The 20298-nt window shown below is 64.0% G+C and carries 20 protein-coding genes; 3 read left to right on the forward strand and 17 right to left on the reverse strand.

Annotated features, from left to right (window positions below; translation table 11 throughout):
• Window positions 1-12: 12 nt before the first annotated feature.
• The 10 genes from LPB04_RS22745 to rpsP all read right to left on the reverse strand — a co-directional run bounded on the left by LPB04_RS22745 (window position 13) and on the right by rpsP (window position 8962).
• Window positions 13-807 carry an SDR family oxidoreductase gene (locus LPB04_RS22745; RefSeq protein WP_193686692.1) on the reverse strand — a complete coding sequence of 265 codons (795 nt, stop codon included), beginning with the start codon at window positions 805-807 and terminating at the stop codon, window positions 13-15.
• Window positions 808-894: 87 nt separating this feature from the next.
• Window positions 895-3654, reverse strand: a complete 2760-nt coding sequence (locus tag LPB04_RS22750) for a M16 family metallopeptidase (protein ID WP_193686693.1) — start codon at window positions 3652-3654, stop codon at window positions 895-897.
• A gap of 129 nt (window positions 3655-3783) precedes the next feature.
• Window positions 3784-4233 carry a CBS domain-containing protein gene (locus LPB04_RS22755; RefSeq protein ID WP_193686694.1) on the reverse strand — a complete coding sequence of 150 codons (450 nt, stop codon included), beginning with the start codon at window positions 4231-4233 and terminating at the stop codon, window positions 3784-3786.
• Between the two features lie 175 nt (window positions 4234-4408).
• Window positions 4409-4756 carry a DUF3579 domain-containing protein gene (locus tag LPB04_RS22760; protein ID WP_193686695.1) on the reverse strand — a complete coding sequence of 116 codons (348 nt, stop codon included), beginning with the start codon at window positions 4754-4756 and terminating at the stop codon, window positions 4409-4411.
• Window positions 4757-5033: 277 nt separating this feature from the next.
• Window positions 5034-5993, reverse strand: a complete 960-nt coding sequence (locus LPB04_RS22765) for a CobD/CbiB family protein (RefSeq protein ID WP_193686696.1) — start codon at window positions 5991-5993, stop codon at window positions 5034-5036.
• A 90-nt stretch (window positions 5994-6083) separates the two neighbouring features.
• Window positions 6084-6761, reverse strand: coding sequence for a CoA pyrophosphatase (locus LPB04_RS22770; RefSeq protein WP_193686697.1), 678 nt, complete (start codon window positions 6759-6761; stop codon window positions 6084-6086).
• Between the two features lie 76 nt (window positions 6762-6837).
• Window positions 6838-7224, reverse strand: coding sequence for a 50S ribosomal protein L19 (gene rplS / locus LPB04_RS22775; RefSeq protein WP_193686698.1), 387 nt, complete (start codon window positions 7222-7224; stop codon window positions 6838-6840).
• Window positions 7225-7352: 128 nt separating this feature from the next.
• Window positions 7353-8111, reverse strand: coding sequence for a tRNA (guanosine(37)-N1)-methyltransferase TrmD (gene trmD, locus LPB04_RS22780; RefSeq protein WP_193686699.1), 759 nt, complete (start codon window positions 8109-8111; stop codon window positions 7353-7355).
• 26 nt (window positions 8112-8137) lie between these two features.
• Window positions 8138-8668, reverse strand: a complete 531-nt coding sequence (rimM, locus tag LPB04_RS22785; RefSeq protein ID WP_193686700.1) for a ribosome maturation factor RimM — start codon at window positions 8666-8668, stop codon at window positions 8138-8140.
• A 39-nt stretch (window positions 8669-8707) separates the two neighbouring features.
• Entirely contained in the window at window positions 8708-8962 is a 255-nt protein-coding gene (gene rpsP / locus LPB04_RS22790) for a 30S ribosomal protein S16 (protein WP_192054370.1), read from the reverse strand.
• A gap of 284 nt (window positions 8963-9246) precedes the next feature.
• Between rpsP and LPB04_RS22795 the strand changes: the two genes are divergently transcribed.
• Window positions 9247-9657 carry an NINE protein gene (locus LPB04_RS22795; RefSeq protein WP_193686701.1) on the forward strand — a complete coding sequence of 137 codons (411 nt, stop codon included), beginning with the start codon at window positions 9247-9249 and terminating at the stop codon, window positions 9655-9657.
• A 59-nt stretch (window positions 9658-9716) separates the two neighbouring features.
• On the opposite strand, the gene LPB04_RS22800 is transcribed toward LPB04_RS22795, so the two are convergent.
• The 6 genes from LPB04_RS22800 to ugpQ form a co-directional block, all read right to left on the reverse strand.
• Window positions 9717-11507, reverse strand: coding sequence for an acyl-CoA dehydrogenase (locus tag LPB04_RS22800; RefSeq protein WP_193686702.1), 1791 nt, complete (start codon window positions 11505-11507; stop codon window positions 9717-9719).
• A gap of 236 nt (window positions 11508-11743) precedes the next feature.
• Window positions 11744-12676: an electron transfer flavoprotein subunit alpha/FixB family protein gene (locus LPB04_RS22805; protein ID WP_193686703.1), complete on the reverse strand. Its 933-nt coding sequence runs from the start codon at window positions 12674-12676 to the stop codon at window positions 11744-11746.
• Window positions 12677-12688: 12 nt separating this feature from the next.
• Window positions 12689-13438, reverse strand: a complete 750-nt coding sequence (locus LPB04_RS22810; protein ID WP_193686704.1) for an electron transfer flavoprotein subunit beta/FixA family protein — start codon at window positions 13436-13438, stop codon at window positions 12689-12691.
• Window positions 13439-13631: 193 nt separating this feature from the next.
• Entirely contained in the window at window positions 13632-13889 is a 258-nt protein-coding gene (locus LPB04_RS22815) for a sulfurtransferase TusA family protein (RefSeq protein ID WP_193686705.1), read from the reverse strand.
• A 358-nt stretch (window positions 13890-14247) separates the two neighbouring features.
• Entirely contained in the window at window positions 14248-16857 is a 2610-nt protein-coding gene (gene alaS, locus LPB04_RS22820) for an alanine--tRNA ligase (protein ID WP_193686706.1), read from the reverse strand.
• A 105-nt stretch (window positions 16858-16962) separates the two neighbouring features.
• The gene (gene ugpQ, locus LPB04_RS22825; RefSeq protein WP_193686707.1) at window positions 16963-17733 is read right to left on the reverse strand and encodes a glycerophosphodiester phosphodiesterase; all 771 of its coding nucleotides are present in this window, start codon (window positions 17731-17733) and stop codon (window positions 16963-16965) included.
• Between the two features lie 257 nt (window positions 17734-17990).
• On the opposite strand from ugpQ, the gene LPB04_RS22830 reads away from it, so the two are divergent.
• Together LPB04_RS22830 and LPB04_RS22835 are read left to right on the forward strand one after the other, a co-directional pair.
• A complete protein-coding gene (locus LPB04_RS22830; RefSeq protein ID WP_227496548.1) occupies window positions 17991-18563 on the forward strand; it encodes a hypothetical protein in 573 nt (190 codons plus the stop codon).
• Window positions 18564-18605: 42 nt separating this feature from the next.
• Complete coding sequence (locus LPB04_RS22835; RefSeq protein ID WP_193686708.1) at window positions 18606-19034, forward strand: DUF3597 domain-containing protein; 429 nt, start codon at window positions 18606-18608, stop codon at window positions 19032-19034.
• 31 nt (window positions 19035-19065) lie between these two features.
• On the opposite strand, the gene LPB04_RS22840 is transcribed toward LPB04_RS22835, so the two are convergent.
• Window positions 19066-20115 (reverse strand): zinc ribbon domain-containing protein, encoded by a 1050-nt coding sequence (locus tag LPB04_RS22840; protein WP_193686709.1) that lies wholly within the window; start codon window positions 20113-20115, stop codon window positions 19066-19068.
• Window positions 20116-20298 lie beyond the last annotated feature (183 nt).

Raw genomic sequence — 20298 nt, forward strand, 5'->3', positions numbered from 1 at the left:
GGCGCCTGCACATCAGATTGCCGTGAACCCGCCATCCACCGACAACTCGTGCCCGGTCACGAACGAGGCCTGCTCGGAACACAGCCACAGCACCGCGTTCGCGATCTCCGCCGGCTCGGCAAAGCGTCCCATCGGATGCGCGGCACGCAGCTTCTTTTCCATGGCCGGTTCGCGCCCGATGGCGCGCGCCAGCATCGGCGTGCGCACGGCGCCGGGGCACAGCGCGTTGATGCGGATGCCCTCTTTCGCGTGCTCGAGCGCGGCGCTCTTGGTGAGTCCGGCCAGCGCGTGCTTGCTGGCGGCGTAGACGCCCTGGGCCGGCGCCCCGACCAGTCCCAAAGCCGAGGACAGGTTGACGATCGCGCCGCTGCCCTGGCTCGTCATCTGGCGCAGCTGGTATTTCATCGACAGCCAGACGCCCTTGACGTTGACGTCCATGATGCGGTCGTAGACCTCTTCATCAAGCTCGGCCAGGATCGTCCCTTCTTCGGACAGGCCCGCGCTGTTGACCGCGCAGTCGAGGCGCCCGTAGTGGTGCACGGTCTTTTCGACCAGGGCCGCGACCTCCTGCGCGCGCGTCACGTTGGCCGCAACGAACAGCGCCTTGCCGCCGTTCTCGACGATCATCGCCGCCGTCGAATGGCCGCCGTCAATGGCGATATCGGCCACGACCACCGATGCGCCGGCACGCCCGAAGGCCAGGGCCACCGCCCGGCCGATGCCGCTGGCGGCGCCCGTCACCAGCACGACCTTGCCGGCAAACGAGATCCCCGCCTGCACTTGCCCCTGCTCTTTCTTGCCCTTCATGACACTACTCCCACCGCTAAATGATGCCGAAAGGCAACATTCTACCTTCCCGGCGCGGATTCACCAAATGGGTGCAGCGGCGCAGGCTCAGGGAGCGGGGTTAGCCTTTGCGCCGGCCTTGGCTTTGTCCTGGTCGCCGGCCATCACGACCGACAGTTTCGACGGGTCGATCGCCTTGCGGAAGGCGGCGTTCAGCTGGGGCAGCGTGACGGCCATCAGCTTCGCCTCGAACTGGCGCGACCACTCGTAGGTGCGGTCGCGGTACAGGTAGGAGGTCCAGCCGGCGGCCAGGGCGCCGTCGTCGGAGCGGGTCTGCTGGCGCTGCTGCATCAGGCCGGATTTGGCGCCGGCCAGCTCGGCGGCGGTGAAGCCGTCCTTCACCGCGCGCGCCAGTTCGGCGCGGATCGCCGCGTCCAGGCGTTGCAGGTTCTGCGGCGCGGCGATGGCGCTGATGCCGAAGGCGCCTGCCCGGTCGAGGTCACCGGCCTCGAGCTGCGAGCCGCCGCCATACGACAGGCCGTCCTTCTGGCGGATGCGGTCCATCAGGCGCGAACGCAGGCCGCCCTCGCCGAAGATGTAATTGGCGAGCGTGAGGGCCGGATAGTCGGGGTCGTCGATGTTCAGGTCGAGGTTCAGGCGCGCCGTATAAAACCCGTTTTCCTTGTCCGGGGTGTCGAGCGTGGTTTTCAAAGGCGCGACGTCGGCATGACGGCGCAGGATCGGCGCCACGTTCGCTTGCGGCTTCCATGCGCCGAACAGCTCGTCCACCAGCGGCGCGATGGCCGCGGCGTCGAAGTCGCCGACGATCGCCATCTCGGCCGGCACCGTGCCGTAGAACTCGCGGTGGAAGGCGCGCAGGTCTTCCAGGCGCGCACCGTTCAGTTCGGCCAGGTCTTCGTCGAAGCTGTTCGCGTGGCGCACGTCGCCCTTCGGATACTGGTCGAAATGGTGCGACAGCGCGCGCGCCGCCACGGCTTGCGGTTCGGCGCGGCTGCCCTCGAGGGCGACCAGCGACTGGCGCCGCAACTGCTCGAATTCGGCCTGCGGGAAGGCCGGTTCCTTCATCACGTGCGCGACCAGGCGCAGTGCGTCGGCCAGGTGTTCGCGCGTGGTCTGGAAATGGGTCGGGCTGCCGGCAATCCTGAGGCGGTCGAATTCGTCGGCCAGCTGCTCGCGCGTGTAGCGGCTGGTGCCGCGCATCAGCATGGCGCCGGTCAGCTCGGGCACGGCGCCCTTGCCGAACAGGTTCTTCTCGTCGCCGATGTGCTGGCGCAGGTCGACCGTGACGGCCTCGCCGCGGTTCTTCTTCGGCAGCAGCGCCAGCTTGACGCCGCCTTTCGTTACCAACTGGGTGCGTTTCAGGATGTTGTCCTGGGTCGGCTCGAAGTCTTCCGACACCCGCGTCGAGGCCTGCGGCTTGAACTCCTTCAGGATGCTCTCGACGCTCGGCGCCGGCGGGATCACGGCGCGCTGCGGCGCATCCTCGGGGAGGAAGGTGCCGGTCACGCGGTTGTCGCGCTTGAAATAGCGCTTCGCCACGGCCGCCACCTCGGCCGCCGTGATCGTCTTGATGCGCTCGCGGCCGGTGAAGAACAGGCGCCAGTCGCCGAGCGCGATGGTCTCCGACAGCGCCACGCCGACCCGCTGCGGATCGTTCAGGCTGCGCTCCATCTCGTTTTCGTACATGCGGCGGATACGCGCCATCTCGTCGTTCGTCGGCGGCTTGTCGCCGAAGCTCTCCACCGCCTCGGTCAGGGCCGCGCGCACGGGCTCGACCGGTTCGCCCTTCTTGACGACCGCGCCGACATACTGCAGGCCCGGCGCATAGCCCGTCTCGCCGAAGCTGAACACCTGGCTCGCCTTACCCGTTTCGACCAGCTGTTTGTGCAGCCGTCCGGTCGGCACGTCGCCCAGGATGGCCGAGGCGAAGGCCATCACGTCGCTGTCGTCATGCAGGCTGGACGGCACCTTGTAGCCCAGCATGACGATCTGGACATCGCCCTGGCGCCGCACGGCGAAACTGCGCTCGCCGTCCTGGGTCGGCTCGACCGTCCAGAACGCGGGGAGCGTGCGCTTCGGTTTCGGGATCGTGCCGAACAGGCGCGCGATCTTCGCCAGCGTGGCATTCGTGTCGAACTTGCCGGCCACCAGCAGCACGGCGTTGTCGGGCTGGTAGTACATGCGATAGAAGGCCTGCAGGTTGCCGATCCTGACATTCTCGATATCGCTGCGGTTGCCGATCGTCGAGCGGCCGTAGCTGTGCCAGTCGTAGGCGATGCTCTGCATGCGCTTCATGAGGACGCCGGAGGGCGAATTCTCGCCGCTCTCGAACTCGTTGCGCACTACCGTCATCTCCGAATCGAGGTCCTTCTGCGCGATGAAGGAACCGGTCATGCGGTCCGCTTCCATCTGCAGCGCCCAGTCGAGGTTGGCCTGCGAGGCCTGGAACACCTCATAGTAATTCGTGCGGTCGAGCGAGGTGGTGCCGTTGAAGTCCATGCCGCGATCGGCAAACTGGCGCGTGATGTCGGGATTCTTCTTCGCGCCCTTGAACAGCAGGTGCTCGAGCAGGTGGGCCATGCCGGTCTCGCCGTAATTCTCGTGGCGCGAGCCGACCAGATAGGTGACGTTGACGGTGACGGTGGGACGCGAGGTGTCCGGGAACAGCAGCACTTTCAGGCCGTTGGGGAGGCGGTATTCGGTAATGCCCTCCACGGAAGGGCCGAGCGTGACGCCGCTTGGAAGTGGCGCTTTCGGCGCGCTGAGCGCCGAGCCGGCGGCGAGGAAGGCAAAGGCGCCCGCGATCAGGTGCGCGGGCAAGCCGCGGCGGTACAGCGTCGAATTCATGTCATCCCGTCAGGTTCGTGCGCCGGCTACCGCGGCGCGCCAACGGCGATGGTAACAGATGGTCGGTTTCGATGATGCCGCCGCGCACTAGTTCGGTGCGCGGGTGTCTACAACGGAAAGCGTGGGCTATTAATGCCGGGCGCGTTTCTCATGGGCTTGCTGACTGCCGCTGATGCGCGACAGGTCTCCCATTTCCTCTGCCAGGAATTCGAGCAGGTCGTCGGCGCTGACGATGCCGGCGAGGCCGCCCTTGCGGTTCACCACCGGCACCCGGCGGATGCCCCGTACGCGCATGTGCTCGATGGTCTGGTAGACGTCGTCGTCTTCGCGGCAGGTCAGCAGGTCGTCGCTCATGATGTCGCCGACCAGCAGGCTTTCCGGATCGAGCCCGAGCGCGACGATGGAGACGACGATGTCGCGGTCGGTGACGATGCCGGCGGGAATGGCTTCACCGTTGGCGCCGTCGACGACGATCAGGTCGCCCACGTGGTGCTTGCGCATCAGGAGCGCGGCGCCCTGCACGGTTTCGTCGCGCGTGCAGCTGATGGTCTGGACGGTGCAGATGTCGCTGATGTTCATGGTAATTCTCCCTGCTGATCCTCAGGCTTGCGCCAGCACGATGCAGCGTTCCGCGTGGGCACGGAGTGCCCAGTGAACCCGTCATTGAGGCCATTGGCCTCAATGACCCCTACGAACCTCAAACTAATGCGGAAATTTGAAAGGCGCTTGATTTAGCTCAAACGCTTTGGGGAACTTAAAGCTTCTTGTCGCCCGGCAGCTCGACGAAGCAGGCATCCACAACTTGCAGGTCGTTGTCTTTAGCAAAGTTGACAACAAAGTGGAAGGCCAGTGGTTCGGCTTTCTTGAGCGCGTTGTTGACGACCACGGCCTTCACGCCGTTGACCACGGTCGGATGGACGTAGGGCGAAAACTGGAGGTGGGCGTGGCGCCCGCCGCTGCCTTCGGGACGAAAACAGGACATGACCCCGCACAGGCGCTCCGCCCAGTCGCTGGGGCGGAACTGCTTGCCATTGCTTGTGAGGCCCAGGATGAAGAATTCGCCGACGGCGCCTTCGGTCCCGGTATGCGGTAACTCGGCCATAGTGCTGCTTGCTGATACAAGAATGCTGCGTGGAGGAGAGCCAGTATTATATCTTATAGAAGACTTGAGGACGAAGCTTGTCTCGACAACTTTCGGGCAGCACCAAAACCACCACCTTGATTTGCGCTCTCAGTTGCGTTTACGCTGCTCAACGGGGCCTCGAGAAACCGTAGCGAGCGGAAGGAGTGTTGGTCGAGGAGCGGAGCTGTACAAGCGTACAGCGAGCACCGCAGACCGACAATCCGACGCGCAGTAGGTTTATCGAGGCCCCCTCACATCAGCCGAGCCACACCATACTGGAGAGCAGGAGCAGGAGAATCATCCATAGTATCAGGGCGCGCCACACAAGTCCTACCGTGCTTTGCAGTGCGCGCAGGCTCGGTTCTTCGCCGGGCAGCACTTCGGTGTCGGCCTCGCTCAGGTCGACCAGGGCGGCGTCGACCGGCAGCAGTTGCGGTGCGTTCTCGTTCGGGGTACCCAGGCGCACGCCCATCGCGCCGCCGCCGGCGGCCAGGATGATGCCGCGCGACTCGTCGGCCCAGCGATTGGCGAAATTGCGCCAGGCGTAGATCGCATCCTCGAAATTGCCGACCACGGCAAAGGCGATCGCCGTCAGGCGCACCGGAATCCAGTCGATCCAGTAAAAGGCGCGTGCCGCGAACTGGCCGAAGGCTTCGTTGCGCATGTGCTCGGGTTCGTTCCAGGCGCGCGCCAGGTATTCGGAAACACGGTACAGCACGGCGCACGCGGGCCCGGCCGGCATGAGGAACCAGAAGAACACCCCGAACACGCTGCGGTGGGTGGTGATGAGCGATTTTTCGACGGCGATGCGCGCGATCTCGGTGGCGTCCATGCCCACCGTGTCGATGCGCGCCCATTCGGCCAGCAGCACGCGCGCCGTGGTTTCGTCGCCGCTGTTCAGGGCCAGCTGGATCGAGGTGAAATAATGGCTGTAGTGGCGGAAACCGAGCGTCAGGTAGACGATGGCGACATTCCAGGCAAAGGCCAGGAAGACAAGGCCGAAGTATTGCAGCACCCAGTAGACGAGCGCGACCGGCACGACCAGCACTGCCATCATCAGGAACCAGCCCATGCGGCCGTTCTTCGGTTCGCCGGCATTGAACCAGCCTTCGATACGCATCGCCAGGCCCTTGATGCCGCCATAGACCTGGTTATCTGCGCGCAGCGGCTTCAGTTGCTCGATGATCAGTGCGCACAGAATGGAAAAAAATGTCATGCAAGTCCTTCTTTTGTTATGGCAATACCACGCTGCCCGCTACGATAGCGCAGGTGCCGGCCATAATCAAATCGGGACTTGTAAGTATTATTAAGCTCGCAAGTAATGGAACAGATTGCGCAGCATGCCGGCCGTTGCCCCCCAGATGAAGAAACGTTCATACGGCATGGCATAGAAATGGCGCTTGCCCTCCCCGCCCGGCAGCTCGAAGGAGAGGCGCTGGTGGTGCATGCCGTTCATCAGGAAGGCGAGCGGCACCTCGAAGATTTCGGCCACCTCGTTCGGATCGGCCCTCAGCTCGAACGGCGGTTTCACGAGGGCGACCACGGGCGCGACGCGGTAGGCGCTGCCGGTGACGTAGTCGGGCAGGACGCCGACGATGGAGATATGACGGCGGTGCAGTCCGATTTCCTCTTCCGACTCGCGCAGCGCGGTTTCGATCGGCGAGGAATCGAGTTCCTCGGCGCGGCCGCCGGGAAAGGCGATCTGGCCGGCATGGCTGCTCAGGTGGTCGGTGCGCAGGGTGAGCAGCACCGTCAGGCCCTCGGGACGCATCACCAGCGGCACCAGCACGGCGGCGCGGCGCAGCTTGAAGCCCGGCGACATCCAGGACTCGTCCGGCGTTTCCGGCTCCCAGGCCAGGCGCGAGCGGGCGAAGCGGGCGCGCAGGTTTTCTACCGTCAGCAATGCGGGGTCGATGGCGGGCTCGCCGGCAATGGCGTCGACCGGCAGTTGGGTTGGATCCAGATGAATCTTAGCCAAAAGCATTTCTCCTGGTCACTACAATGAGCGGATAAAGAAAAAGGCATCCCGGGGGATGCCTTTTTCCATTCCACAGACGCGATTACTGAGCGGCTGGGGCGGTTGCGACTTTGCGCTGTGGCAGCTTTTCTTTGATACGTGCCGACTTGCCCGAACGCTCACGCAGATAGTACAGCTTGGCGCGACGGACATCACCGCGGCGTTTCACTTCGATCGAAGCGATCAGCGGCGAGTACAGCTGGAACGTACGCTCGACACCTTCACCCGACGAGATCTTGCGAACGATGAAGTTCGAGTTCAGGCCGCGGTTACGACGCGAGATGACGACGCCTTCGTATGCCTGGGCGCGCTTGCGGGTGCCTTCGACGACGTTGACGTTGACGATCACGGTGTCGCCAGGTGCGAAATCAGGAATGGCGCGGCCGAGGCGCGCGATTTCTTCCTGCTCGAGTTGCTGAATCAGATTCATTTCTTATGACTCCATAAACCATCTTGCTGGCGCGCATTGAGACTGCTTGTCTCGCCCAGTAGAGGATGGGGTTGAACATACGAGCAACATGCCCGCATGTCTCGCACCAACTGGTGCATTTTCCGACCTTACTCCGCAGGACGGAGCGAGGTCAAAAACTTTTCGTCGGCATTTGTCAGCTGGCCCGCTGCGCGCGCCTTGTCCAACAGTTCCGGCCGTTTCTTCATGGTCGCTTCCAGCATGCGCTGGCGGCGCCATTTCGTAATCTCTGCGTGGTTCCCGCCCATCAGGACCGGCGGTACCGGTACGCCCTCATAGACATCGGGGCGGGTATAGTGCGGCGAATCGAGCAGGCCGTTGACGAAACTGTCTTCGACCGCCGAGGCATCATCGCCCAGTACACCGGGCAAGAGCCGCACCACTGCATCCATCAGGGCCATCGCCGGCAATTCGCCGCCGGAGAGCACGAAGTCGCCGAGCGAAATTTCCTCGTCGACCATGCGGTCCAGCAGGCGCTGGTCGACCGCTTCGTAGCGGCCGCAGAGGACGACCAGGCCCGGCTCGTCCTTCAGCGCCATGACGCGTTCGTGCGTCAGCGGTTTGCCCTGCGGCGACATGAACACCACGCGCGGCGGCGGCAAGCCTTGTTCGACCTGGCGCGCCTTGGCCGCATTGATCGTCGCCTCGAGCGGCCTGGCCAGCATCACCATTCCGGGGCCGCCGCCATACGGGCGGTCATCCACGGTGCGGTGGCGGTCCGTCGTGAAATCGCGTGGATTCCACAAGGTCAGGCCCCAGCGTTCCTGCTCGAAGGCGCGGCGGGTCACGCCCGACTGCGTCAACGCGGTAAACATCTCGGGAAACAAGCTCACGACGTCAAATTGCATCGGGACCTCGTCTCGACAAGACCGGGTTAATAATCCAGACCCCAGTCCAAAGTAATCTTGTTTGCCTTGAGTTCGACATGCTTGACGAACTGGTCCACAAACGGAACGAGGCGCTCGGGCGCCTTTTCCTTGCTGTCCTGCTCCGGCACGGGCTCGATACGCAGAATCGACTGCGGACCGTTGCTCATCATGTCGATGACCTTGCCGAGGGCTTCGCCCTGCAGGTTCACGACATCCATGCCGATCAGGTCGGACCAGTAATACTCGTCTTCCTCAAGCGCGGGAAATTCAGCCCGCGATACCTGCACGGCGGCGCCCTTCAGCGCCTCCGCCGCATCGCGGCCCGCCATCCCGACGAGGGTGGCGACGACGTCGCCGCCATGCATCTTCGCGGTCCGCACGGTCACGGAACGCAGGCCCGGTTTGTCGAGCCACCAGGTTTTCACATTCATCAGCGCATCGGCATCCGTCGAGAACGGCGTGACGCGGATGGCGCCGGCGATGCCATAGGCACCGGCCACATACCCGACCTGGGTCAGGTCGTCAGGGGCTTGCACCCCGCTTGCAGCTGAATCGGTCAAACCTGGAACCTTGCTTTAGGCAGCTGCGACTGGGGTCTGCTGAGCGACCAGGCGAGCGACGGTTGGCGACAGTTGTGCGCCAACGCCTTGCCAGTAGGCCAGACGGTCAGCGGTGATACGCAGGCCCACTTCGGCGCCCGAGGCCATCGGGTTGTAGAAACCGATGCGCTCGATGAAACGGCCATCGCGACGGTTACGCGAATCGGTTGCAACGATGTTGAAGAACGGGCGCTTTTTTGCGCCGCCACGTGCCAAACGGATAACGACCATAATAATTCCAAAAAGTTGTACTGGACGGAGAAAGCCGACGATTATAGCGCGCAATGCCAAAGAGCAGCAAGCGATAATGGCAAGAGCGGACAACGAGCGCGCAATCCCGGCCGAATCGGGCATTATCCGCTATTTTTCGCCCGGCCGCCACCTGCCTGCCCGGCTCGGTCAACGCCAGCAACAAGTTGATACATGGCATTTACATAAATTATGATGCTTTTGTCACGTTTATCAACGATACTCTGCCATTCGTGTAACACATCCGTTCATTCAACCGGCTTCGCATGGCACACAAGAACAAGACGCTCGCCACCGCGCTGGCGCTTTCCCTCGGCACGCTGGGGGCGCATCGCTTCTACCTGCATGGCGGCGTCGATCGCCTCGGCCTGCTGCACATCAGCAGCCTGCCGATTGCAGGGCTCATCTTCAGCCAGGCGAACGGGAGCAATCCCTTCTACGCGCTGCTGCCGCTCCTGATCTCCGCCATCGCCGCCTGTATCGAAGCGCTCGTCATCGGCCTCACGCCCGACGAGAAGTGGGACGCGCACTTCAATGCCGCAGCAAACACCCGTTCGAACTCGAACTGGATCCTCGCCGTGCTGCTGGTAGCCACCCTGTTCATCGGCGTGACGGTGCTGATCGCCACGATTTCGCGCCTGTTCGACCTGATGTACACCGGCGGCGCCTACGGCTGAACGGGCCGCCATGAAAAAAGCGGCCCGCAGGCCGCTTCGTCGAACGGAAACCGTCAGGCTCAGAACTGCTCGATGTCCAGCGCCAGCACGCCGGCGCTGCCGTCGACGATGGCCGAGCGCAGGCCGCCTGCACCGGACAGGATGTGATCGGCGAAGAAGCGCGCGGTGGCGATTTTTGCGCGCAGGAAGGATGCATCGCCCTGCCCTGCATCGAGTTTCTGCTGCGCGACCAGGGCCGCGCGCGCCATTTGCCAGCCGCCGAGAACGATGCCGGCCAGCTTCAGGTACAGCACGGAACCCGCGAACACGCCCTTGATGTCAGACTTCACGTTCGCCACGACGAAGTCGACGACTTCTTCCAGCGCCGCCGAGCCAAGCGCCAGCTGCGCGCGTATGGCAGCAAAATCGGCGCCCTGCACTTCCGCCAGCGCCGCCTCGGTCGCGCGCACCTGGGCGATGATCGATTTCGCCACCGCGCCGCCGTCGCGCACGGTCTTGCGGCCGACCAGGTCGTTCGCCTGGATCGCGGTCGTGCCTTCGTAGATGGTCAGGATCTTGGCGTCGCGGTAGTGCTGCGCCGCGCCGGTCTCTTCGATGAAGCCCATGCCGCCATGCACCTGCACGCCGTCGCGCGCGACGTTCTCGCTCATCTCGGTCGACCAGCCCTTGATGACCGGGACCAGGTATTCGTACACCGCGAGATTGGCTTTGCGGGTCGCTTCATCGGCGTGGTAGTGGGCGATGTCCGAGATGCCGGCGCCGACATAGGCCAGCGCACGTGCAGCCTCGGTCTGGGCGCGCATCGACATCAGCATGCGGCGCACGTCCGGGTGGTTGATGATGGCGACGGGACCGCTTGACCCGGCCAGGTCGCGCGACTGGATGCGGTCCTTGGCGAAGGCGACGGCCTGCTGGTAGGCGCGCTCGGCCAGGCCGATGCCCTGCATGCCGACGCCGAAGCGGGCCGCGTTCATCATGATGAACATGTATTCCAGGCCGCGGTTTTCTTCGCCGACCAGGGTGCCGATGGCGCCGCCGTTGTCGCCGAACTGCAGCACGGCGGTCGGGCTGGCCTTGATGCCGAGTTTATGTTCGATCGAAACGCAGTGCGCGTCGTTGCGCGCGCCCGGGGTGCCGTCTTCGTTGATCAGGAACTTCGGCACGATGAACAGCGAGATCCCCTTCACGCCCGGCGGCGCGTCCGGCGTGCGCGCCAGCACCAGGTGGATGATGTTCTCGGCCATGTCGTGCTCACCATAGGTGATGAAGATCTTGGTGCCGAAGATTTTATAGGTGCCGTCGCCCTGCGGCACGGCGCGCGTGCGCACGGCGGCCAGGTCCGAACCGGCTTGCGGCTCGGTCAGGTTCATGGTGCCGGTCCATTTGCCGGTGATGAGCGGCTCGAGGTACAGCGCTTTCTGTTCGTCTGAGCCTGCCGTCAGCAGCGCTTCGATGGCGCCGTCGGTGAGCAGCGCGACCAGTGCGAACGAAATCGAGGCGGCGTTCAGCATCTCGGTGCAGGGGGTGGCGACGAGCTTCGGCAAGCCCTGGCCGCCGAATTCCTGCGGGTGCTGCACGCCCTGCCAGCCGGATTCGCCGAAGGCCTGGAAGGCGACCTTGAAGCCGGCGGAGGTCGTGACCTGGCCGTCGTGCCAGAAGCTCGGCTCCTTGTCGCTCGGATGATTCAGCGGGGCGACGACTTCGCCGCAGAACTTCGCATTCTCTTCCAGCACCGCTTCGACGGTGTCGACGGTCGCATCTTCGCAGCCTGGCAGCTGGCTCACCTGCTGCAGGTTCGCCAGTTCGTTCAGGACGAACAGCATGTCTTTGATCGGGGCTTGGTAGCTCACGATATCTCCTCAGATTTGGATGTAAAACAGGCCACGGCAGCCTGGCGTGATGCCGGACCAGCGTGGCCTGTGTGTTCTTCTTGATTGGCTCCGGCCAAACGGATCGAATCGCATTCGGTAAAACGCGTGGGCTCGAGAGCCCACCCTTCCTTACACGACCGTCGTTGATAACCGATGCGCACCGTAGGGTGGGCACTTGTGCCCACGCGGTGATACGCAGCGGCCAACAATCAAATTCAGCCCAATTCCTTGACCAGCTCAGGGATGACTTCGAACAGGTCGCCCACCAGGCCATAGTCTGCCACCGAGAAGATCGGCGCTTCCGGATCCTTGTTGATGGCAACGATGGTCTTCGAGTCCTTCATGCCGGCCAGGTGCTGGATCGCGCCCGAAATGCCGACGGCGATGTACAGCATTGGTGCGACGATCTTGCCGGTCTGGCCGACCTGCCAGTCGTTCGGCACGTAGCCGGCGTCGACGGCCGCGCGCGAGGCGCCCATGGCCGCGCCCAGCTTGTCGGCCAGGGGTTCGAGCAGCTTGAAGTTGTCGCCCGAGCCCATGCCGCGCCCGCCGGAGACGATGATCTTCGCGGCGGTCAGTTCCGGACGGTCCGACTTGGCCAGCTCGCGGCCCACGAAAGCCGACTTGCCGAAATCGGCTGCTGCAGCGATCGATTCGACGGCAGCCGAACCACCGGTAGCGGCGGCAGCATCGAAGCCGGTGCCGCGCACGGTGATGACTTTTACCGCGTCGCTCGACTGCACGGTGGCGATGGCGTTGCCGGCGTAGATCGGACGCTCGAAGGTGTCAGGGGAGTCGACCTTGGTAATTTCCGAGATCTGGGCCACGTCCAGCTTGGCGGCGACGCGCGGCAGGATGTTCTTGCCGTAGGCGGTGGCCGGCGCCAGGATGTGCGAGTACGAACCGGCGATGGCCAGGATCTGCTCGGCCACGTTTTCGGCCAGGCCGTCGGCGAAATACGGCGCGTCGGCGACCAGCACTTTCGAGACGCCGGCGATCTGCGCGGCGGCTTCGGCGGCGGCGCCGCAGTTGGAACCGGCGACCAGCACGTGGACGTCGCCGCCGCACTGGGCGGCCGCGGTCACGGTGTGGTGGGTGCTGCCCTTGAGGGAGCCATTGTCGTGTTCAGCAATAACGAGTGCGACCATGATGTTTCCTTATTAGATGACTTTGGCTTCGGTGCGCAGCTTCTGCACCAGCGTGGCGACGTCCGGCACCTTGATGCCCGCCGAGCGCTTGGCCGGCTCGACGACCTTCAGGGTCTTCAGGCGGTTCGCGACGTCGACGCCCAGGTCTTCCGGCTTGATCGTTTCCAGCGGCTTTTTCTTGGCCTTCATGATGTTCGGCAGCGTGACGTAGCGCGGCTCGTTCAGACGCAGGTCGGTGGTGACGATGGCCGGCAGGGTCAAGGAAACGGTTTCCAGGCCGCCGTCGACTTCGCGCGTCACGGTGACCTTGCCGTCTTCCAGCACGACCTTGGAGGCGAAGGTCGCTTGCGGCCAGCCCAGCAGGGCCGCCAGCATCTGGCCGGTCTGGTTCGAATCGTCGTCGATCGCCTGCTTGCCCAGGATGATCAGCTGCGGCTGCTCTTTATCTGCCAGCGCCTTCATGATCTTGGCCACGGCCAGCGGCTCGGTTTCGCCGTTGGTTTCGACCAGGATGCCGCGGTCGGCGCCGATCGCCATGCCGGTGCGCAGGGTTTCCTGGCACTGCGGCACACCGACGGAGACGGCCACGACTTCGGTGACCTTGCCGGCTTCCTTCAAACGGGTCGCTTCTTCGAGCGCGATTTCGTCGAACGGGTTCATCGACATCTTGACGTTGGCGATATCCACGCCGCTGCCGTCGGACTTGACGCGGACCTTGACGTTATAGTCGACCACGCGTTTGACGGGTACCAGGACTTTCATAGGTGTGCCTTTGAAAAAATGAAAAGGTAGACGGGGCTAAAGTGGCCTAGATTATAAGAGATAAACAGAATCAAGGCTGAATTAAAGCACGATCGTGCGATTTTTGGCTAGAGGGATGCTTCCAAAACGTGCGTTCGTATAACAAAAGGGGAAGCTGGCGGGGGGCACAGCAAGCACCCCGCCGGGACGGCGCTTACTTGCGGCGCATCAGGAAGACGAACTCGCCATTGCTGTGCGAGTGGGACAGCAGCGCGTTGCCGGTCTGCTTGGCAAAAGCCTGGAAGTCACGCACGGAACCGGTGTCGGTGGCCGTGATGCGCAGCACCTCGCCGGTGGCCATTTCGGCCAGCGCCTTCTTGGCTTTCAGGATAGGAAGCGGGCAGTTCAGGCCGCGCGCGTCCAGGTCCTTCTGGAATTGAATCGTATCGGTGTCGAGAATCGTGTCGCTCATCGCATGCCTGCTTAGGTGGTGATACTAGGTTCGGAGTCTACTCCAATTCCCGGATTATGACGCGCCGCACCAAAATAGTCACGAATTGTTGCATTGCCACAACCGTAATAGATGTGCTGAGGAAAGCTTGACTGAGGAATAATTGACGAGGCGGAGGGGATTCTGCAGGATGGATGCCCCGGGTACACACACGGTGCGATGCGGAATGTGGCAACGGCGCCAAGGTTTTCCGGCACTTCTGGAATGTTAATTCAGGTGCGATCGAGCGATCGTTTTTGCACCGTTCCAGCACAGTGACGCACCGGAACGATGCCGATGAAACCTGGGTGGACGGAAAAACCGTCCACCCAGGCGTTGCTTAAGCGCGTTCGCCGACCCAGCCCGCGACTGCGGCCAGCGCGTTTGGCAGCCCCGACGGATCGGTACCACCGGCCTGCGCCATGTCCGGACGCCCGCCACCCTTGCCGCCCACCTGCTGGGCGACGAAGTTGACCAGCTCGCCGGCTTTGACTTTGCCGGTCGCATCCTTGGTCACGCCGGCGATCAGGCTGACCTTGCCATCAAGCACGCTGGCCAGCACGATAGCGGCCGTGCCCAGCTTGTCCTTGAGCTTGTCCATGGTCTCGCGCAGGCCCGTGACGTCGGCGCCGTCCATCGTCGCCGCCAGCACCTTGATGCCGTTGACGTCGACCGCCTGGTTCACCAGCTCGTCGCCCTGGCCCGACGCCAGCTTCGACTTCAGCGCTGCGACTTCCTTCTCCAGCAGCTTGACCTGATCCTGCACCTGGGCGATACGCGACGGCAGTTCGTCCGGGCCGGTCTTCAGGGCCGAGGCGGCGGCCAGCAGCCTGGCGTTGGTTTGTTGTACCCACGCCAGCGCGCCCTCGCCCGTCACCGCCTCGATACGGCGGATGCCGGCGGCGACGCCGCTCTCGGAGACGATCTTGAACAGGCCGATGTCGCCGGTGCGGGTCACGTGCACGCCGCCGCACAGCTCTTTCGAGGAGCCGATGTCGAGCACGCGCACTTCGTCGCCGTACTTCTCGCCGAACAGCGCCATCGCGCCGTGCTTCACCGCGTCGTCGAAGGACATCAGGTGCGCCTGGGTCGGATGGTTTTCGAGGATCTCGCGGTTCACGATCTGCTCGACCTGGGCGATCTGCTCGGGCGTCACCGGTGCATTGTGGCTGAAGTCGAAACGGGTTTTATCCGGATCGACCAGCGAACCCTTTTGCTGGACGTGCGAACCGAGGACTTCGCGCAGCGCCTTGTGCATCAGGTGGGTCGCGGAGTGATTGCGGATGGTGCGCGCACGCTTGGCCTGGTCGACCTGGGCGTCCACGGTGTCGCCGATCTTCAGCGAACCGCTGCGCAGCACGCCGTGGTGGCCGAAGACGTCGGCCTGGATTTTCAGGGTGTCTTCGACTTCGAACTCACCGCCAGTTGCGCGGATCAAACCGTGGTCGCCCACCTGGCCGCCCGATTCGGCGTAGAACGGCGTCGTGTCGAGCACGACGATGCCTTCCTGGCCGGCCTTCAGTTCCTGCACCGAGACGCCTTCGGAATACAGCGCCAGCACGTGGGTGTTGTGCACCAGCGATTCGTAGCCGACGAACTTCGTCTTCTCGCCTGCGTATTCGACCTTGGCGGCCATCTTGAACTTGCCGGCGGCGCGCGCGGTCTTCTTCTGCTGCTCCATGGCGGCGGTGAAGCCGGCTTCGTCGAGCGTCACGCCGCGTTCGCGGCAGATGTCGGCCGTCAGGTCGAGCGGGAAGCCGTAGGTGTCGTACAGGGTAAAGGCGGTGGCGCCGTCCAGGTTCTTCGCATCTTTCGCCAGCTGCGCTTCGAGGATCTTCATGCCGTTTTCCAGCGTCTCGCCGAAGCGCTCTTCCTCGGCCTTCAGCACCTGGGCGACGCGCTCTTTGGCTTCCGTCAGTTCCGGATAGGCGCTGCCCATCTCGGCGTCGAGGTCGGCGACCAGCTTGTGGAAGAACGGACGGGTCTGGCCCAGCTTGTGGCCGTGGCGCAGGGCGCGGCGGATGATGCGGCGCAGGACATAGCCATGGCCTTCGCTGCTCGGGATGATGCCGTCGACGATCATGAAGGAGGCCGCGCGGATGTGGTCCGCGATCACCTTCAGCGAATTGTTTTCCAGGTCGGTCGCGCCGGTTTCGCGCGCCGCTGCCTTGATCAGCGCCTGGAACAGGTCGATCTCGTAGTTGCTATGCACGTGCTGCAGCACGGCGGCCAGGCGCTCCAGGCCCATGCCGGTGTCGATCGACGGCTTCGGCAGCGGGGTCAGCACGCCCGCTTCGTCGCGGTTGAACTGCATGAACACCAGGTTCCAGATCTCGATGAAGCGGTCGCCGTCTTCCTCGGGCGAGCCCGGAGGACCGCCCCAGATGTCGGCGCCGTGGTCGTAAAACACTTCGGTGCACGGACCGCAAGGGCCGGTGTCGGCCATCTGCCAGAAGTTGTCCGACGCGTAGCGCGCGCCCTTGTTGTCGCCGATGCGGATGATGCGCTCTTTCGGCACGCCGATTTCGTTGGCCCAGATGTCGTAGGCTTCGTCGTCTTCGAAATAGACGGTGACAGTCAGCTTCTCGGCCGGCAGCATGTAGACCTTGGTCAGCAGCTCCCAGCAGTAGTTGATGGCGTCGCGCTTGAAGTAATCGCCGAAGCTGAAGTTACCCAGCATCTCGAAGAAAGTGTGGTGGCGCGCGGTGTAGCCGACGTTTTCCAGGTCATTGTGCTTGCCGCCGGCGCGAACGCAGCGCTGCACGCTGGTCGCGCGCGAGTACGGGCGCGAATCGAGACCGAGGAAGACGTCCTTGAACTGCACCATTCCGCTGTTGGTCAACAACATGGTCGGATCGTTGCCCGGCACGAGGGGGCTGGACCGTACGATCGTATGGCCCTTGGACTCAAAAAACTTGAGGAACTTTTCGCGAATTTCGGAAGATTTCATGTTGGTGGGTGCGGAAAGAGCGCAGTACGGTAGATAAAGCAACGATTATATCAGTCAGCGCTGACTTTATTTACACGCTCGCGGAACGTCCCACCGAGGGGGATTTCAGGCGAAATCCGGCTTGATCAGGTCGATGCGGTCGGTGCAAAACGCCTCGACTCCCCAGGACAGCAATTCGCGCGCGCGCACAGGATCGTTGACCGTATAGCAAAACAGCCCGTAGCCTGCCGCCCTCACCTCGCGCGCCAGCGCCGGCGTCAGGTGTTTGTGGTTGGTGTGGATGGCGATCGCCTCCACCGATTGCGCGCGGCGCTCCCAATCCGGCGCCAATTCGCTCATCAGGCAGGCGCGCGGCACCTCGGGCGCCACCTCGCGCGCTGACGCCAAAGCCAGGTGGCTGAAGGAAGACAGCAGCGGCACCGCCGCCATGTCGCCGGCCGCGATCTCGTCGGCGAACAGGGCAGCGGCGATGCGCGCCACCGTGCCGCCGGTCTCGATGTCGTACCCGGGTGCCGGCTTGATCTCCATGTTCATCCAGATCCCATGCGCCTTGCAGAACTGCGCGAACTCGACGAACAGCGGCACCGGCTCGCCTTCGTGTTCACGGGCGAACCAGCTGCCGGCATCCATCGCCGCCAGTTCAATCGCGTCGTAGTCGAAGACATTCCCGGTGCCCAGCACGGTGCGTCCAAGATAAGGGTCGTGCATCACCACCGGCACGCCGTCGCGCGCGAGCATGATGTCGTATTCGATGGCGCGGTAGCCGCGGCGCATGCCCTCGCGCAGTCCAGCCAGCGTGTTTTCCGGCGCCAGCACGCCGCCGCCGCGGTGGGCCAGCACGCGCGGGTAGCGCCAGGAGCCGGGCAGCGTCGTCATGTCGGGCCATACCCGGGCACGGCGGACAGCTGCCGGGACAGCAGGGCCGCTGCATACGTCAGGGCAACAAAAAAGAGGGGCAAATAAGGCATCTCGTCAGCTTAGCCTTGGCGCGGCGCTCGTGCAATTGCTAGTCGGCACCGATGTGGCTGTTTTATGGCCACTCGGTTCGATACCGTACCGAATCGCGCAAGCATGCGCCCTACCCTCGACCTTCATCTTGTCTCTCAGTAGTTAAAACCAAGCAGGAGGTTGTCATGGCTTTTGATTTAGGAAACCTGTTGAACCAATACATGGGCGGCGCCGCCGGTGCCGACAGCGCCCGTACCGAAGAGGACTTCGACCGTGTTGCCCAGGCCGCTCCGCGCGAAACGGTGGCCCAGGGGGTGACCCAGGCGCTGCGCTCGGACCAGACCCCGCCCTTCCCGCAGATGGTCGGCCAGATGTTCGGCCAGAGTAATCCGAACCAGCAGGCCGGCATGCTGAACCAGCTGATCGCGGCCGCCGGCCCTTCCCTCCTCGGCATGCTTGCCGGGCGCGGCGGTGCGGGCGGCGGCATGGGCGGCGGCCTCGGCGGCATCGGCGGCATGCTGGGCAACCTGCTCGGCGGCGCCACTGGCGGCCAGCCGCAGATCACGCCGGAACAGGCTTCGCAGCTCTCGCCGGAACAGGTGCAAGAGATCGCCCAAAAGGCGGAACAGGAGAACCCTGGCGTGGTCGAGCGCATGGGCGATTTCTACGCCCAGCATCCGAACGTCGTCAAAGGCCTCGGTGCGGCCGCGCTCGCCATCGCGCTCGGCCACATGGCGCAAGGCATCCAGCGTCGCTAATTACGGTTCCAACACCACCCTCAACAACAAAAGGAGCATCACATGGGCATTCTGAGCAATATCTTCAGCAAGATCTTCCCGTCCTCGCACGCGGCCAACAAGCAGCCGCAGGCGCAGCCACAGGCGCAACCGCAAGCCCAGCCCCAGGCACAGGCCCCGCAGGCCCAGCCTCAAGCTGCACCGCAGGCAGCGCCCGCCCCCGCGGCAATGGACCAGGTCGACGTCGAAGCCATCCTGACCCAGAAGCAGCAGGCGTCGGGCCAGCAGCTGAACTGGCGCACCTCGATCGTCGACCTGCTCAAATTGCTCGACCTCGACAGCAGCCTACAATCGCGCAAGGAACTCGCCGCCGAACTGCACTACACCGGCGACACTTCCGATTCGGCCTCGATGAATATCTGGCTGCACAAGCAGGTGATGAACAAGCTGGCCGCCAACGGCGGCAAGGTGCCGGCCGACCTGAAAGACTGATCGATGACGCGCCGGCCCGACGGGCCGGCAATCAGTCAGCCAGGGACGTGTTCGCGGCGGTTCCGCACGCAAAGCAGAACCGTCCGAAGGCATTCTTGCGCGCCGCGCAGCGGCCGCACCGGTCGAACAGGCCGATGCCGCAGTGCGGGCAGTAATCCGTTTTCCCGTCTTTCAGGTCGACCGGCCGCTCGCAGCCCGGGCACACGCTCTTCCCGAGCCTGGCCAGCGCCGTGTCGTAGCGCAGCGTCCGGCGCCGCTGCACATCCGGCAAGGCTTCGCTTTCCTTCTGGCGCGCCAGGTAGCGCTGCAGGGCGGCGATCGCATAGCGCCCCGCCACCACAGTGACGATGATTCCCACGATATAGCGCACATAGCCGCCGTAACTCGGCAGGTAGGGCACCAGCTCGAAGAAGAAGGCAAACAGGGCGAAAAAAATAAAACCCCAGGCGAAAGGCCAGGAAGGACTCTTTCTCTTGTGCTTGAACAGCCAGCCGGCGGCAACCAGCAGCGGCAGGGTCAGCGCCAGGCGGTAGCCGAAGATGCGCAGGGTCAGCGACTGCAGCGCCTTGTCGCGCCTGAACTCGGCCGGCAGCTCGAGCTCGTGCCGGCGCCTTGTGGCGCGCTCGCCTTGCTGGGTCGCGTCGAGCAGGGCCTGGCGCTGCGCTTCCACCGCAGCCAGGGCGCGCCGCTCGTCGGCTTCCAGCGTTTCGAGCGCCTTGGTCCGGGCAATCAGTTCGGCATCCTGGTCGGGTCGCGCGGTCACGCTGCGCGTGGCGACCCAGTTGTCGAAGCCGGCACGGGCCGACTTCGTGTTCGCCTGCGCCACGCCGTGTTTTTCGACGGCTTGCGCATAACGTTCGCTGGCGCGTGTCTGGCGCCGGTCCGCGTCTTCCTCGTCCCGGCGCACGGCGGCAAGCTGGGCCGGTTCCATGAACTGTTCCAGGGTGGGCGACCGTTCCACGTCGGCCAGGTTGTCGACGATTTTGCCGCCCAGGCCGATGAGAAAGCTGGCGAACGCAAACGCCACCAGCCACAGCGCGCGCTGCAGCCATTTCTCGGTCAGCCGCAATCCTTTGCTCATATTTTCCTCCCGTTACGATCAACGCGCGATGAGCGGCGATCTCAGGCAAAGCCGCGGGACGCAGCTTGTCATGGCTCAAAACAGGAAGCCAGCGCGAAACGTGGAGGGAGCGTGGGGCGATACCGGAGGGGGCGTTGAACGGCACGCCCCGAAGTCCTGCGCGTCCGTTACCGCAAGGACGCG

Origin of the sequence: Massilia litorea (assembly GCF_015101885.1) — a bacterium.
Classification (GTDB): domain Bacteria; phylum Pseudomonadota; class Gammaproteobacteria; order Burkholderiales; family Burkholderiaceae_D; genus Telluria; species Telluria litorea.